The sequence below is a fragment of the Acaryochloris sp. IP29b_bin.137 genome (genome assembly GCF_028285745.1).
Taxonomy (GTDB): domain Bacteria; phylum Cyanobacteriota; class Cyanobacteriia; order Thermosynechococcales; family Thermosynechococcaceae; genus Acaryochloris.
Map to the genome: position 1 here is coordinate 1 of NZ_JANQOP010000069.1, position 15,698 is coordinate 15,698.

The following is a 15,698-nucleotide window of genomic DNA, read 5'->3' on the forward strand; positions in this document are numbered from 1 at the left end:
GGAGAATTTTCTACCGTTGCACCCGGTCAAACCTACGAGAGTCTCCCCGGCAGAGCCGGGGGCTTACCAATATTTAGTTATAGAACGGAGAGGGGGGGATTCGAACCCCCGTTAGGTTTGACCCTAAAACAGATTTCGAGTCTGCCGCATTCAACCACTCTGCCACCTCTCCAGGTTGGGGTTGTTGGTTTAGTCTAACGCCTATTCTACAGGGGAGAAGCCGGATTTTCACTCAAGGGGAAGGTGGATTCAAAACCGCGATCGCGGTTCCACTGCACAGCCCCATCTCTGGGGGTCCAATAGACTTGGGGGATTCGGCGTTCTAACTGGCTCAAGCTTTCGGCATCGATATGGCGAGATGTGAGAATAAGGGCTTGGGGTTGCAGCTGGTTGATGACTTCTAGATCAACCTTGGTGGACCACCATAGTACCTGAGGGGAAAGGACCTGGGTCGTTTGTAACCAAGGCAATAATCCTTGATATCGACCTGCAACCATCAGCCATTTTTGCTGATTGATGGTGAACTGTAGCAAAGTCGGTTGGTGCCGCAACACGCTGATTTGAGTTTGGTTTTGAATCAGCTGTTCCCCGATTTGGAGTGAACGTAGCTGCTCCGGTTGGGCCTGGGATTTGAGAATCCACTCTTGCAATGCGGTGTTGTCGGTTAAAGAAATGGGAATCAGCTTTTTTACAGAGAGTTGCTGGAGTAATTCTGGCCATCCTTCTCGCCAGCGAGGCCGTAGGTCTGTAGCTAAGGCTAGGTCCACTTGATCAATGCCCTGACGTTGTAAAAAAGGAACGAGGGTTTGGGATGCGGTGTTGCGATCGCCACTATTCAATACCAGCGTCGATCCGGGTTGCTGGATCACCATCATCGGCGGTGTGGCCCGGTCAAAAATCGTTATTTGGAAGCGATGAACTTGATGATGCCAAATGGGCAGGATGATGATGCCTACGGCCAAGGTCATCAATAGCGGTAAACGTTGCTTCCCAATTGGTAAGAGCCATGCCGACACCAGCAGCCCATAGAGCAGGACTAATTGCCAAATGGAGAGGGTTCCGAGGGTTAAGGAGGCTCCCGGTAACTCGCTGATCTGAGTGACCAGCCAAATCAGTCCTTGGGTAGGTATCGCCAGCAGCCAAGCCAGTAGACCCCCTGCCCAAGGCCAAACAACTGCTATGATACCGCTGCAAAATCCACCTGCAGTTAGCAGAATCAGCAGCGGCGTTGTGAAAATATTAGCCAGCAAACAATAAATTGGGGCAATCCCAAACTGATAGAGCTGTAAGGGCAAGGTCCACAGCATAGCGGCGATAGGGACTGCGAATAGGGATGCGATCGCAGGCGGTAACCAATCCAATCGTTGAGTTAGGGGCGGCACCGTCACAATCAGTCCCAAGGTCGCTAAAAAGCTGAGCTGGAACCCCAAATCCCAGATCCATTGGGGCTGGATGACTAGCAGCCCAACGGCCACTAACAGCAATACGCCGACTGGGTTCAACTTTTGGTTCGTCGCCACGGCAGCCAAACCAGCCATGCCCATTAAGACCGCACGGAAAACCGAGGGCTCAAATCCACTCAAGAAGATAAACACGATCAAGCCGATTAGCCCAGAGAGAAACTGAGTCGGCGGCGACAGGTGATCCGTGGCCTTTAGCAGTCCCGCGAGAATGATGGAAACATGGAACCCTGAAGCGGCTAGGGCATGGGCTAAACCGACTTTGACAAAACGATTGCGTAGATCAAAGGGTAAATTGACCCGACGATGGCCCAAGACCATCGCACTGACGAGCGCGCCTTTCTCGGGTCCCAGGAATCGGGCATGCGATCGCACAATGCGCTGCCGCACCGCCCATCCGCCCCAAGTTCCTCCAGACTGCTTGACCGTAACGGTTTTACCTCGCAAACCTGCGAAAATACCGGAGCGGGTCAGATAATCTTCAAAGTCAAAGCCCTGGGGCGTAGCGGAGCGGCGAGGCTTGTAAAGATAGCCCGACACTTCCACTCGCTGCCCTGGGTGCAGGTCTTTTCCCTGCTTTGGAGGCAAGGATACATAGAGCAGTCCGCGCACCGTTTTTTGAGTCGGCTTGGCTTGTAGTTTGAGCGCCTGAAGCTGAAACTGAACGGTTTGACTGCGCGTCAGACGAGGCATGGTTTTGATTGTCCCTGTAATCGTCACTGGAGATCGCGAGACTTCAGGGACGATTCGACTGATATCTCTTGATCCGGGTGTTGGGATACGGAGGAAAAAATACAAGCTAGCCAACAGTGCTATGGCCAGAGCCAATAGCCAAAAAGCGACTCTTGGGCCTCGTCGCCAGGGATAAAGAAGCGGCCAGGGTGTTCGTAAACTGAGCACTCGCATTCCTATCAGCCCCAGTCCTAAGCCCAACAACCCCATCCAGCCGTTAGAGTGAGCGGTGGAGAGTAAGCCAACTATCCAGGCGATACAGAGAATGGCCCCGTTCAACACCTTCGTTTAGGTCTCAAATTGCTGTCGATCATCCCAATTGTAGAGTTGGCGGTCTTCACCGTTGCGAATTAAGCGCTGCTGTAGTTTGGGATAGTCACAGATATCGACAGAGCGTCGTTCTCCCCCCATCAAATAGACCAAATCTTGGTCAAAGGGATTAGATAAACTATGGGGCTGGGACGGGGCTGTAAATCCCATAAAGTCGCCTGGACCCACTTCATCTTCAGCTTCACCAATAGCAGCAATCCCACGTCCCGAGAGGATATAAATAAATTCTTCTTCTTGATGATGATAATGAAACTGCGTTGTATCCCGACCGGGCTCTACTCTAACCAAATGTATGCCCAGTCGCTCAAGCCCTACCCAATCGCCAATGGATTTAGTATATCGAACTGCATTGGAATTCAAGGGATGTTGAAAGCATTGTTCGGGAGACTCTTGAATGGTGGAGGCTGATACTAAAGGGTGTGTGAGAATCATGGCTACACTCTTGAGTCAGGTGTGACGCTTCGTCCTTTCTTGGTAGGGGTGTCCGAAGGTCAAGCTAAGTATCTGATATCTTTAATATTCTACAAAAGAAGAAGTATAGCGATTTTATTCAGAGATATTTTGCAAAATATCTCTTCTTATCCCATCATTGGAGGCCATTAGTTTTGTTCATGCTCACATATCTGTGAATTTTGTAAATCGTAGCTCATATTTTTGATATCTATTGCCCGACTTCGGAAATTTCAGACATTTTTGAGGCAAATGACTTAAAGAAGTGATCCATAATGAAGTTAGAGCGATGGGCATTGTTTGATGTCTCATGCGATTTGAGTGGGATGAAACCAAAAACCTGGTCAATATTCAAAAACACGGCATTGACTTTTTAGATGTTCCGGTTGTTTTTGAGAACGACATGCTGATCGAAGTTGATAAGCGTTTTGACTATGGCGAAGATCGTTGGATTGGGATTGGCCTTTTGAGTCCTGGTGTTGTGGTAGTCGTCTGGGCAGAACCCCAAAGTGACGTCATTCGTATTATTTCTACGCGAAGAGCCAACCGCCATGAACGGAAAAAATTTGAACAATACCTCTCGTACTAACTGGGCAGCATTAGGAACCAACTCAGACGAGGATATCGACTATTCAGATATTCCACCGTTAACAGATGAGTTTTTTGAGCGAGCTGCACTGCATATCCCAGCAGATCAAGCAAAGAACCTAGTACGTTTGGACCCTGATGTCCTGCAATGGTTTGAATCTCAAGGGGATCAATATCAAAGACTCATTAATAAGGTATTACGGAGTCACATAGCTACAGCCTCTGGACAGCAATAAGTGCAGGGTTATCTCAAGCCTTTATCTTACCCAAGTGTCGATCTGACGAATGGCTACACTCGGATACTCGATTCTCTTGACTTACTGTGCCCTTCCATTCTGGGAAGAATGATGGAAGGGCCTAATGAAGGTGATTGATTGTAATGCCTAAACAGGTTAGAACGATAAACCGAGTTTCAAGCCCAGTAGCGTATGGACAACCAGCAGAACTAGTGCAGAGCTACCAATATAAGCATGGGCAGAGCGAAAACTCGTTTCTCCCCAAAAATTGCTGAGAGACAGTACAGCATTAGTTGCCAATAAACCAATTACAGCGGTACCCGACCAGAAGTGAGGACTCTCGAAAATCGGTTGCTCCTGCATCACCAAAGACAGTACGCCTCCGGTATATCCCAAGACGATAAACAAAAACATCCAGGGCACCACTTGAGCATGAGCAGAGCGGTTTTTCGTTTTAACTGCTACATCTGTGGCAAGACGGCCTTGCCAGCCTTTGACACCCGCATAGGAACCCATTACAAACACCACAATTCCCATCATGGTGGGGTGCCCCCAATGCACGATTGGCTCAGGCAGTCCTAAGCTTTGAAAAAATCCCGCGATGGGGGCTAGTAGTTCTTCCATCTTTATTGTGCTCCTTCAAGGTTTCGGCAGTGTTCTCAAGGCAGCGCGATTCCCCTCAAACGGGTAAATATAGCCGCTACGATTTCTAAGTGTAATGATTTCTAGCGAATGGTTGGGACGCAGGAAAAACAGCCCCAACTTGCGACTCTCTTAGATGGTTAATCAGTGGTGCGAATCACCGAAGTTAGGATCAGGGTAAGGAAAGCGACTACAATGGCGATGGCTCTCACTTTGGTAAAGTTACCCGCAATTATGGCTGTAAAGAAAGGAAGTCTGGTCCGTATCGTTCCCAAAAAATTTGAGAATAGCGTAGAGGCCAAGGCCAGCGATCGTCGCTTGCCGCCCTATGTATTCGAGGGCACCGGAGAAGTACTAGAGATTAAGGGTGACTATGCCCAGATTCAGTTTCGCGTGCCTGCACCAACGGTTTGGCTCCGAGTGGATCAGCTAGAAGCGGCCTAATCATCTCAACGATTGGTTACGGATTAAGTGCGATCGCATCTTATCCCACCACAATAGAGATATGGATCTCACCTGCTTACCGGGAATGCAAGCCCCCCGCGTCACCATTGTGGGAGCGGGCAATGTCGGCAGTACCTTGGGACAGCGAATCGTCGAAAAGAATATTGCCGACGTCGTGCTACTCGATATTCAGGCGGGTCGCCCCCAAGGATTAGCTCTGGATTTAATGGAAGCGCGCGGCGTCGAGCATCATGACCGCACCATTATCGGCACAGCCGACTATGCCGATACCCAAAACTCAGATGTCATCGTGATTACGGCTGGCCTCCCTCGTAAACCCGGAATGAGTCGCGACGATCTACTCAAGGTGAATGCCCAGATTATTACCGATGTCACTCGCCAAGCGATTGCCTCATCGCCCAACGCTATCTTGATGGTGGTCACCAACCCTTTAGATGTGATGACCTATCTGGCTTGGCAGGCGAGTGGATTACCCCCAGAACGCGTCGTCGGCATGGCAGGTGTTTTAGATGCCGCCCGGTTTGAGACCTTTATTGCTCTAGAACTCAAAGTCTCAATTGCCAACGTTCATGCCATGGTGCTGGGGGGACATGGCGATTTGATGGTGCCCCTACCCCGCTACTCCACCGTTAGTGGCATTCCCATTACTGAATTGATGGACAAGGCAACCATTCAGCGACTCGTCGAGCGAACCCGTAATGGCGGTGCAGAAATCGTCAGCCTTATGCAAGCGGGTAGCGCCTATTTTGCCCCCGCCTCGTCGGCATCTTTAATGGTGGAATCCATTTTATTTAATCGCTCCCGCATTTTGCCTGCAGCAGCCTATCTGAACGGACAATATGGGCTGTCCGATATTTTCTTGGGAGTCCCTACCTGTCTGAGCCGTCAAGGAGTGGCCAAGGTATTGGAACTCGATTTATCTGCAACGGATGAACAGTCATTGCAGACATCAGCCCAGGCAGTCCGGCAGCACATTGCCACCGCGCAAACCTTGCTCACCCCCTAGTTATAGCGACCGTTCAAATAATTGAGAATTCCCTGGGCAATGGCTTGCGCCATGCGTTTACGCCAGGCCGGATTTCTCAGGCGGACAATATCTTGGGCGCCAGTCAGGAAACCCGTTTCGACCAAAATCGCTGGCATAGAAGTCTTACGAATCACATAGAAACGAGCCGCTCTGACTCTCCGATCGGGCATTCTTAAGCTGCGCAGAATCGTATTATGAACCGTGCGGGCTAAGCGGGATCCTAAGCGAGCCCCTGGGGCATGGTAAGTCTCTAAACCATTCACATCGGGACGACTCATACTGATCGCATTGGCATGGATACTGACGAAAGCAGTGGCCCTGACCCTCTCTGCTAACCGGACACGAGGAGGAAGATCAACATCCACTTCTCGCGTCCGGGTGAGATACACCACAACCCCATGGCGCTGAAGAATGCGAGAGACTTCTAGGCTAATATCCAGGACAACATTGGTTTCCCTTAAGCCGCCAATGCCAATTGCGCCTGGATCGGGTCCACCATGGCCGGGATCAATCACAATGACTTTGCGCCCCCGAACCGGTTGCCCCGTAACAGGAGGTGGTGATTTTGTGGATGAGGGAAAAGGATTACTGGGAATGCGAGTAATCGGGCGTTGTCCCGGCCGGAGTAGATTAAGGGCAATCGACTGGTTCGATAGTCGTTGAACGCCCGTCACTCTGACATTTGTACTGGGCTTGGCCAAAATGGTGACCGTATCGCGATCCGACTCCGTAACGGTAATGTCAGATAAGGGACTGCCAGAGCCTAAACGTGGCTTTCTTAAGTCATCGGCTAGTTTGGCAGAGTTAATCGTAATTTGATAAGCGCGGCCAGACCAACGGGTGCTGTAAGAGATCGGTTGATCGGCTTGAATCAGGAGCTGCCGACCGCCTAGATCGATACGACGAACCGTATTAATTCGACTGGTTGAAGCTGTGGAAGGGGTGGGCCGCTTGGGGGAGACTAAACTAACAGTTGTCCCCGGTCGGCGGGCTGAACGGTTGGCGGATGGACCGCCTTTGGGCAGGAGGACAATGCCGCTGAACCGACTGACACTTGCCATCCAGTCTGGGCTGTCTCGATCGACCGTCAGCAGCAGCTCTGCTTCCGAATCGGACACGGACTTAAAGGTCATACTTTTAATGCCGTGATACCCCGGCGTGAAGGTCTTTGCCAGTTGTGGGGCAATGGTCGTGCCAGAGATCTTGAATGTAATCTCTTTTTTATTGCGGCTGCGCTTAATGTTTACCTTAGGCTTACTCTTTTTGGTCGGCAGAAACAGACCATCGACAGTTACTAAAATATCGTTAATCCCCGACGAGCTTTGAGCGATTTGTAGGGGTGGGGCTGAGGGGTTGGTAGCGACGATTGGGGACGATGACGTAGGCTTCGGCTGGACACGTGATGGCGGCAGTGGCGCTGGGGTTGATGCTACGGGTTGGGGCGTATTGTCAGCATTAGTAGAGGGTTGCCACCGCTTAGGTGTCGGTAAATTGATCGACCAGTTGGTAGGAGAAGACCCCTCCACTTTGACTTGTTGCGGATCGAGGGTGTAGGCCGGATCCAATTCCACCACAATCCGAGCCGTTTGGGCATTGACTTGTCCCAGGCGTACGGAGCGGAACTGGCTCCCTAAACTCCGTTTTAAGGTGCGCTGCCCCAAGACGATTCCCGGCAAGTCAACCACCAACCGAGTTGGGTTAGGAATCAGTTGGACGCGAGGTCGGATTTCTTCATCCGTTGTGAATTCTAGGCGATTTTGCGATGGATCAAAACGCCAGGATTGGAGTTGGATCGCTTCTGCGGGCAAACAGCTTAGAAATAGTCCACACAAACTGGGCAGTAACCAGCGTACAGAGTGAGTTATCCTCCTTTGTTTATCGATAGATGATAAATGGTGGCGCATGCAATGTCTCCATGGATAAATCGACCCCCTAACACTTTCAAGCTGTCTCAACGCAGGAGCGCTCGCCTAGATCCGCACAAGGGGTATGCCAGTCTGCAAGCTCAGGGACGCCCAATTGGGCCTCAAAGTTTCTGTGATGACTGGCGGCTGCCCCCCAATAACGGCATTAGATACTCGATTGGGTGGTTACAGCGCTCTAGCCTCGACCCAGGTTTGCTCAGGCATCACATCATCTATATTGAGCAGGGCAGTTGCGGTGGTTTGCGTTCAAACCGCGTCCTGGTGGCCAGGATATTGAGTTAAGTCTCAATATCTTCAGCCGTCGCAGAAGCAACCTCTGCACTCAAGGCTGGTTCACCTGAATTGGATGACTGAAATACAACGCGCAGCATAGGTGGTGCTACAAATGTTGTCAAAATCACCATGACAATGATGGCGGCTTCCAGCGGACGCGATAAAGCGCCACTCGCTGAACCAACACCGGCGAATACCAGTCCAACTTCTCCCCTGGGAATCATCCCTACGCCAATGGCTAGACGATTAATCTCAGGTTGCCCCAAAATAGTGAATCCTGTGATCACTTTGCCAATAATAGCAACAATAATCAAAAATGCGGCAATGACTAAGCCTTCGCGATTCTCTGGTACCAGCGGGTTGAGAACACTAACATCTGTCTTGGCCCCCACACAGACAAAAAAGATGGGGACAAACATATCTGCAAGGGGGATTACCTGTTCCTCTAGCTCCTTATGTTTGTCGGTTTCTGCTAGGACTAATCCAGCGGTAAATGCCCCTAGGATGGCTTCCAAGTGAATGGCCGTGGCAATGTAGGACAGGAAGAACACAACGATCAAGGACGACAGAAGTAGATCCCCTCGGGTTTGCAGCTTGTCAACCAAGGCCACAAAGTAGGGACTGAAGAAACGCCCTAGAACAATCGAGCCCACTAAAAAGACGACGGAGCTAATCACCAAGTACACAATGTTGGAGATTTCTACTTCACCGGTTTTTGCCAGGCTTGCGACCACCGCCAGAACGATGATGCCTAGCACGTCGTCTAGGACGGCTGCACCAATAATGATCTGGCCTTCCTCGGAGCTAAGCTGTTGCAGTTCCGCCAGCACTTTGGCCGTTATGCCGATGCTCGTCGCCGTCAGGGCAGCTCCTGCAAAAATGGCAGGGATAGCCGTCATATGAAAGAGATAGATCAGCCCTAATGTACCCGTTACAAAAGGAGCGACCACACCGACCACCGCCACAATGGCCGCTTGGGGACCCACCCGAATCAGTTCTTGCAGATCTGACTCTAAGCCGATTTCAAATAGCAGAACAACAACTCCAAGCTCAGCCAGAACGGAGATCACTTCGCTGTAAGTTTGCGAAACTGCGATCGCAGTTTCAGTCCCCGCTCCTGTCGTTGTCCCTAAAAAACTGACCAAAACAGAAGGGGCGGCTTCTACTGCACCCGCTTCTGGAAACATCAGCAAATGCAGGGCTGAAACCCCAACAGCGACCCCTCCGACTAACTCTCCAAGGACGGGGGGCAGGTTGATCCGAGCACAGAGCTCTCCCCCGACCTTACTAGCCAGGTAAATCACCATAAGGCTGAGTAACACACCCGCCAAAATCAGTGGCGCTGCTTCGGCCCCCACATTGGCTTCGCCACCCACCTCAGCGAAAGGAAGCAGGGGGGCAACATCAGTTAGGGAAAATAGTCCTGCCACCGTTGTCATCGAAGGAATCAATACATCAGCCATGAATTTTAGGAATAGGGAGAGCTTATCAATCCGGCGCCAGTCTGCCTAACTGACCGACACTGCCCAAACCGTAGCAGATTGCAGAATATCCTGCCGTTCATACCTCGTGGGCTACGGAGAGCCCAAAGACTTAACCAAAAACGCGGTGATTCAAACAAGGCATTTGTTGACGCACCTGATCCAATCGGGAGGGTTCAATGGCCGCAACGGCCACCCCAGGCTCAATACTGGCATCTGCTAGGACAACGCCCCATGGATCTACAATCAAAGCATGGCCATGAGACTGTCGGCGAGAATTGTGGAAGCCGGTTTGGGCAGGAGCAATCACGTAAGTTGTGTTTTCAATGGCGCGGGCTTGGAGCAACACTTGCCAATGATCTTTGCCTGTAAATGCCGTAAATGCAGCTGGCACAAACAACACATCTGCACCCGCCTTGGACAAGGCCCGATAAAACTCAGGAAAGCGGACGTCGTAACAAACAGAAAGTCCGAGATTGCCGTAATTAGGGGATGGGTAAATCGAGGGAATTTCCGAGCCCGCTAGAACGATACCCGACTCGTGATAAATATTGCCGTCTGGTAGCTCGACGTCGAAGAGATGGACTTTATGGTAGCGGGCCAACTCTTGACCGTTAGGAGCGACGAGTAGGGCGGTATTATAGACTTTGCCTGCCTCAGCTGGGACGGGATATCCACCGCCCAAAATGGTGATTTGGAACCGCTGAGCCATGGTTTTGAGGAATTTTTCAGACTCAAGGCCGATGGTCTCAGCCTGCTCAATTTTGGCCGCTTCATCGCCTAAGAAGGAGAAATTCTCGGGTAAGCTGACTAACTCGGCTCCCCGGCGTACTGCAAGCTCAATTAAGTCCGTTGCTTGAGCCAAATTTTTATGTAAATCTGGCAAACTGGTCATTTGAACTGCGGCAGCAAGGTAGGGCTTCATAGCGTGTGGCGAACGATGAAAGGCATAAACTAACTCATCGTAAAGCTTTGCGGACCATCCTCGTCAAGAGATCCTCGTAAAAGAACATATTTGCGCCAAAAGGGGGTGAGTCTAACTCACCCCCTTCGGAATCATTCACTAGTGTTCGAACTTATAGCTGGGGAACATAGCGTTCCTTCTCTGGCACCGTCGTGTATTCGGCCAGAATATGACGTAACTCTTCACCATCGATGGTTTCCTTCTCCACTAGGAGGTCAACCAATCGATCCACTGCGGCTCGGTGTTCCCGGACAATATGAATGGCCTCTTCATAGGCATGCTGAATCAGTTCGCGGACTTGAGCATCAATGCGAGCCGCGATTTCGTCAGAATACTCTGAGCGAGAAACTAGATCTCGACCGAGGAAGACATCGCCTTGTTGCCCTTCTAAAGACAGGGGACCTAAGTCAGACATGCCGAATCGGGTCACCATTTGTCGAGCCATGCCGGTTACCTGCTGCAGGTCCCCCCCAGCACCGGTGGTCACTTCTGCATCACCAAACACCACTTGCTCAGCAGCACGCCCCCCCATGGCTCCGGCCATCCGGGCTTTGAGTTGCGATCTCGACACCAATTCCTGTTCTTCCGAAGGGGTAAACCAGGTGAGACCTTGGGCTTGACCCCGAGGGATAAGGGTGACTTTTTGCACGGGATCGTGCTCTTTCATCAAGGAGCCAACAATGGCATGACCAATTTCGTGATAGGCAATGAGTCGCTTGCTTTTGCTATCGACGAGGGGAGTGCCTTCCATCCCAGCGACCACTCGATCAACCGCATCATCAATCTCAGTTAGGGTAATCGCTTCTTTGCGACGGCGAGCGGTCAAAATTGCCGCTTCATTCAGCAAGTTAGCAAGGTCAGCCCCGGTAAAGCCAGGAGTACGGCGGGCAATCGACTTTAAGGACACTTCTTCAGCTAACTTCTTGTCACGAGCATGAACGGACAGAATTTCTAGGCGACCCTTGATATCGGGGGCATCCACCGTGACTTGACGGTCAAAGCGACCGGGGCGAAGCAAGGCGTTATCAAGGACATCAGGTCGGTTGGTCGCCGCAAGGATAATAATGCCGGTATTGCCTTCAAAACCATCCATCTCCGTTAAGAGCTGGTTAAGGGTTTGCTCCCGTTCATCATTACCACCGCCAATACCCGCACCCCGTTGGCGACCAACAGCGTCAATTTCATCAATAAAGATAATACAGGGAGCATTTTCCTTTGCTTTCTTAAACAGATCCCGCACCCGAGAGGCACCGACTCCCACAAACATCTCTACAAATTCCGAACCAGAGATGCTGAAGAAAGGGACACCTGCTTCCCCTGCAATGGCTTTGGCAAGTAAAGTCTTACCCGTTCCCGGAGGACCAACCAGCAAAACACCTTTGGGAATTCGAGCGCCAACGGCTGTGAATTTTTCTGGCTTTTTGAGAAAGGTGACGACTTCTTCGAGTTCTTCTTTCGCTTCTTCAACCCCAGCGACATCATCAAACATTACCCCGGTCTGGGCTTCCATTTGAAAGCGCGCTTTAGACTTTCCAAAGTTCATGGCCTGTCCAGGGCCTCCGGGCACATTACTGGACCGGCGAAAAATAAAGAAAAGACCCACAATCAGGAATACAGGGAAAATCAGATTACCCAGCAAACCCCAGACAGCACCGGTATTGCGTTCAGGGTGGATGTCGAAGTCAACTTTATCTTCCCGTAATTTGGCGATTAGTTGAGGCGCTGAGCCTGGAAGGGCGACTCGAACGCGCTGCACAGGACCACCAATTTCCATATCTGTAGTCTCAATGATGGCGGTTTGGCCACCATCGAACAGGTCGACCTTCTGAATGCGACCCGCTTCTAGATAGTCCAGGAACCGACCATAAGTCATTCGCGAGTTTGCAGCATTGCTCGCCTCTGGAGTAGTGGACGCAGCAGGGGCAAACACTCCTTGCCAAAGGAAGAAGACAATCATTAAAGATGGCAAAAGCCACAGAAGCAGAATTTTCCAAGAAGATTTCATTATTTATGGGCCTTTTCGGTAAAAGCAACGCACAGCCCTGCGAGTGAGTTGGCATGTCTGAGGCGATGCGAGAACGATCTCAACTGACTGGTGCAAACTTCTGGAGAGTGCTCTCAAAATTGAACTCGCAGATTGCAGCCAATTAGAGATCAGTCTAGTATCAATCTTAACTAAATTTAACTTAATTCTCAGATGGTGGACAACTCCGACTTGGACTTCTCACTAGAGGAGCTGGGGTGGTTACGGTATCCAGGGTCTATGCCAGCGCCATAATTGGACCTCAATCGAGAAGGCTAGTCCGATTCAATGTCTCTCTCGGCCATCTTAAGGGTCAACATGAAGTGGTAGAGAGTCGAAATCGCCAGAAAAGACGAGCGGTATACCGGTGGGTCATCCGCTCTGTTGCGGTCAACCCATGATCAAAATCTGCAAAATCTGCACATAACTGACTCAACGATAGTTGCTCGACTAACTGCACCACTTCGCGTACCGTGATGGTCAACCCAGAGCGAGCTCGCTTGGGATCAGTCCTAGCTCCCCGCTCCATCAAGATCCGAATCGCAATCTCGAGACTGAGGGAAGAGCCGTTTGGCAATTCAAGATGCCACCCTAATGCCTTTACAAGAGAGAGATAGAATCGGTCTCGGCCAATGGGAGCCTCAGGGAGAAAATTCAAGGTTTGCCTATCCTCGATAGGGAGGATGCCGAGCACAGTAAGGACTTGAATGGCTGCAAAATCTGGATCATCATGACCCACGTCGTTGAACCAAACGAGTGGAATCCCCTGCTGGGCCAAGTGATCCTGAAACTGTTCTCTAAGCTGCGGCTGTTGTGCCACTTGCTGTACTGTAACGCTCTGCTGCAGTGCAAAGGCAGCCAGATGCCCTCCCGCTTCACCAATCGCCCATTCCATGGGATGCATCCGATAGGCTGCATTAGTGATGTGAGTGGTGCCAATGCTTTTTGCCGACAGAATTAACCCGTCCGTATCGATCGGAATTAAGGCGGATAGGGGCAGGGTAAAGGGTAAGGCATTGTGACCATCTCCCAGCTCTACATGGCCTGTGGCATGGTTGGGGTGGACATCTAAATAGTGATACTGGCCAATGCCCACGCTGTCTGTGAACGTTTGGGCGCGAACCTGATGAGGGAAAAACTTGGCCGCCACATCTTCATGACGAATGGTGGTGAGGGCAATGCCCCGACGGGCTTCGCGGATATAAGGTTCGAGGGCAATCCCATCATCGGTCCAAGTCAAATCGCCTCGGGGCTTGAGTTCAGGGTGGCCGTGGGTTTGTAAATAGTGGAGATAGGCCTGGGTGCGATCGCGCGCCCGCTTCACTTCTTCCTGTCGTTGTTTTAAGGTCCCCCCTAGCAAACAACCCCAGGGATAGTCGTTGCCACATCCGAGTGGGGCAGATGGATCCGGTGGTCCGCCATCTATCCCTAGGGGACTCGTTGCCCAGTTCAGCACCGTGATATCGCCTGGCCGAACAGCATCACTCTCCTGGCTGCGATACACTCGACGATACCGGAACATCCCGTCGGGATCGTAAAAGTCATACTTTTTCCACTGATCCGGCTGGCGAATCCAAAACTCATCGGTAAAATCGCTGGATTGCAGCCATGGCTCCTGGTCATACCCAGAGGGAGGGGGTAAGGGTGGCTGGTTTTGATCACTCCGTTCGACCACCGCGCAAAACGTAATCGCTTGCTGGCATTCCGGGCGAGGATCTTCAGGTAAGGCCGCTTCCTGGGTTTGGGCACGAGATTCTTGCCCCACTCGCGAGGGAATAGCTCCCAGTTCAAGCACATCTCCCAGATCGGTGGCTTCAATGGTGATTTGGGCCTTGACCGTGAATCGATGGCGGGTGCGCTGATCCACAAAGCGAACGCCCATAACGCGTCGAGGGGCGTCTGTCATCAACACCTCAGTCGGCATCGACCAAGGGATTAGCGTCAATACGCCTTGTTCTAGGTAAGGTCGAATCGCTGCATTGAGGCAGTCTGAGGCAACGATTGGCGTAACAGATAGGTGACTGACCCAGCTGCCGCCCGGATTACGAATAATTCGATGGTCAACGGATTGATGCTGACGTTGGCATTGTCGGAATTGCCGTTGCGATCGCGACAATGCAAAGTACTCACTATCCCTTAACTGATTTAGATCTCGTTGATCGGGTGGAATGAGCTCATAGGGGGTTAATAGCTTGCCATCATCAGAGGCCGGTAAGCCTTGAGCGGTGAACTGTCCCCCTAAAACCACCTGAGGCTGAACTAAACAGACCTGTCCCCCGGCTTGTAACGCGCCTAAGGTAGCTGCATAGGCGGCTGTCGATCCGCCTACGATCAAGATGGGGGTGATTAATTCCTGATCAGCGGTGGGTCGGGAAAAAAAATGTGCTTCAAGGATGCCATTACCCATCATTGTCATGTCCTGGTTGGGACGCTTCCCTTCAAAACTAGGCTAGAAAGCCAATTGCATTATGGCTTGGGAAGCTACAGGTTATACAGCAAGAATAGCGATACATTTGTTTACACAGAGAACATATTTCTTAGGTTAAAGAAACTTAAGTTTTAACTCTGAAAAACTCGAAATAAAAGATTTTCTTTAGGATCAGTTTTTCTACAGTTGTTAATCAAAAGTGATGACGCTGCTCAAACCAAGTAAATGCTTATGGAATCAGCCTTTGGAGATCTAGAGAAAAGGCAGCATCATCAATAGAATGTCGATCAAAATTGATGGGTAAATTCCCATTTTTACCCCCCTGCCAATGGACGACTCGGCACCTCAAAATCGTTGCTGTTAGAATAAGGTCTTGCAGGCAGAGACAGGGTTTTAAGCCTTTCCCTGCTTGGCACACACACTTTTTTTTAGCAAGTACGATTAACGAAATGAAAAATCGACTCAGCCATTGATGTTGGTTTGGTCGTCGGTATTTCCGTCCACCCATGAATTATGTAAATTTTCTGAAATTTATCTTTGTTTTATTTAATTTAGTCTATCGATTCCACGGAGCTGTTTAGCTTGATGTTTAACCGCTACCGCCAGAATCAGGAAGACAGTTTGTGGGGATAAATTAATCGATCTCTTGAAATGGGAAACTATGACTGATTTTG

General features: G+C 50.7%; 13 protein-coding genes and 1 tRNA gene. 5 read left to right on the forward strand and 9 right to left on the reverse strand.

Annotated elements, in window-relative coordinates; all coding sequences use genetic code 11:
* Positions 1-85: 85 nt before the first annotated feature.
* From Q0991_RS05130 to Q0991_RS05140, 3 genes are all read right to left on the reverse strand, one after another.
* Positions 86-172, reverse strand: a tRNA-Ser gene (locus tag Q0991_RS05130).
* 34 nt (positions 173-206) lie between these two features.
* A complete protein-coding gene (locus tag Q0991_RS05135; RefSeq protein ID WP_299486116.1) occupies positions 207-2,471 on the reverse strand; it encodes a ComEC/Rec2 family competence protein in 2,265 nt (754 codons plus the stop codon).
* 9 nt (positions 2,472-2,480) lie between these two features.
* Positions 2,481-2,954, reverse strand: a complete 474-nt coding sequence (locus Q0991_RS05140; protein WP_299486118.1) for a cupin domain-containing protein — start codon at positions 2,952-2,954, stop codon at positions 2,481-2,483.
* Between the two features lie 328 nt (positions 2,955-3,282).
* Between Q0991_RS05140 and Q0991_RS05145 the strand changes: the two genes are divergently transcribed.
* Both Q0991_RS05145 and Q0991_RS05150 read left to right on the forward strand, forming a co-directional pair.
* A complete protein-coding gene (locus tag Q0991_RS05145; RefSeq protein WP_299486120.1) occupies positions 3,283-3,561 on the forward strand; it encodes a BrnT family toxin in 279 nt (92 codons plus the stop codon).
* Entirely contained in the window at positions 3,524-3,796 is a 273-nt protein-coding gene (locus Q0991_RS05150) for a BrnA antitoxin family protein (protein ID WP_299486122.1), read from the forward strand. The genes Q0991_RS05145 and Q0991_RS05150 overlap by 38 nt, the downstream gene beginning before the upstream one ends.
* Before the next feature lie 156 nt (positions 3,797-3,952).
* Here Q0991_RS05150 and Q0991_RS05155 read toward each other — a convergent pair whose 3' ends face one another.
* Complete coding sequence (locus Q0991_RS05155) at positions 3,953-4,420, reverse strand: DUF4079 domain-containing protein (RefSeq protein ID WP_299486124.1); 468 nt, start codon at positions 4,418-4,420, stop codon at positions 3,953-3,955.
* Between the two features lie 252 nt (positions 4,421-4,672).
* Here Q0991_RS05155 and Q0991_RS05160 point away from each other — a divergent pair, with 252 nt between their 5' ends.
* Both Q0991_RS05160 and mdh read left to right on the forward strand, forming a co-directional pair.
* Entirely contained in the window at positions 4,673-4,882 is a 210-nt protein-coding gene (locus Q0991_RS05160; protein ID WP_299486140.1) for an NAD(P)H-quinone oxidoreductase subunit O, read from the forward strand.
* A 61-nt stretch (positions 4,883-4,943) separates the two neighbouring features.
* Positions 4,944-5,909 carry a malate dehydrogenase gene (gene mdh / locus Q0991_RS05165; RefSeq protein WP_299486126.1) on the forward strand — a complete coding sequence of 322 codons (966 nt, stop codon included), beginning with the start codon at positions 4,944-4,946 and terminating at the stop codon, positions 5,907-5,909.
* On the opposite strand, the gene Q0991_RS05170 is transcribed toward mdh, so the two are convergent.
* Entirely contained in the window at positions 5,906-7,834 is a 1,929-nt protein-coding gene (locus tag Q0991_RS05170; RefSeq protein ID WP_299486128.1) for an N-acetylmuramoyl-L-alanine amidase, read from the reverse strand. The two genes, mdh and Q0991_RS05170, sit on opposite strands and share 4 nt — an antisense overlap.
* A 3-nt stretch (positions 7,835-7,837) precedes the next feature.
* On the opposite strand from Q0991_RS05170, the gene Q0991_RS05175 reads away from it, so the two are divergent.
* Positions 7,838-8,137: a hypothetical protein gene (locus Q0991_RS05175; protein ID WP_299486130.1), complete on the forward strand. Its 300-nt coding sequence runs from the start codon at positions 7,838-7,840 to the stop codon at positions 8,135-8,137.
* On the opposite strand, the gene Q0991_RS05180 is transcribed toward Q0991_RS05175, so the two are convergent.
* The 4 genes from Q0991_RS05180 to Q0991_RS05195 form a co-directional block, all read right to left on the reverse strand.
* Positions 8,134-9,591: a cation:proton antiporter gene (locus tag Q0991_RS05180; RefSeq protein ID WP_299486132.1), complete on the reverse strand. Its 1,458-nt coding sequence runs from the start codon at positions 9,589-9,591 to the stop codon at positions 8,134-8,136. The two genes, Q0991_RS05175 and Q0991_RS05180, sit on opposite strands and share 4 nt — an antisense overlap.
* Before the next feature lie 130 nt (positions 9,592-9,721).
* Positions 9,722-10,534, reverse strand: a complete 813-nt coding sequence (locus Q0991_RS05185) for a carbon-nitrogen hydrolase family protein (protein WP_299486134.1) — start codon at positions 10,532-10,534, stop codon at positions 9,722-9,724.
* A 151-nt stretch (positions 10,535-10,685) separates the two neighbouring features.
* Positions 10,686-12,578, reverse strand: a complete 1,893-nt coding sequence (gene ftsH2, locus Q0991_RS05190; protein ID WP_299486136.1) for an ATP-dependent zinc metalloprotease FtsH2 — start codon at positions 12,576-12,578, stop codon at positions 10,686-10,688.
* 331 nt (positions 12,579-12,909) lie between these two features.
* Positions 12,910-15,012, reverse strand: a complete 2,103-nt coding sequence (locus Q0991_RS05195; protein WP_299486138.1) for an FAD-dependent oxidoreductase — start codon at positions 15,010-15,012, stop codon at positions 12,910-12,912.
* Between the last annotated feature and the right edge of the window lie 686 nt (positions 15,013-15,698).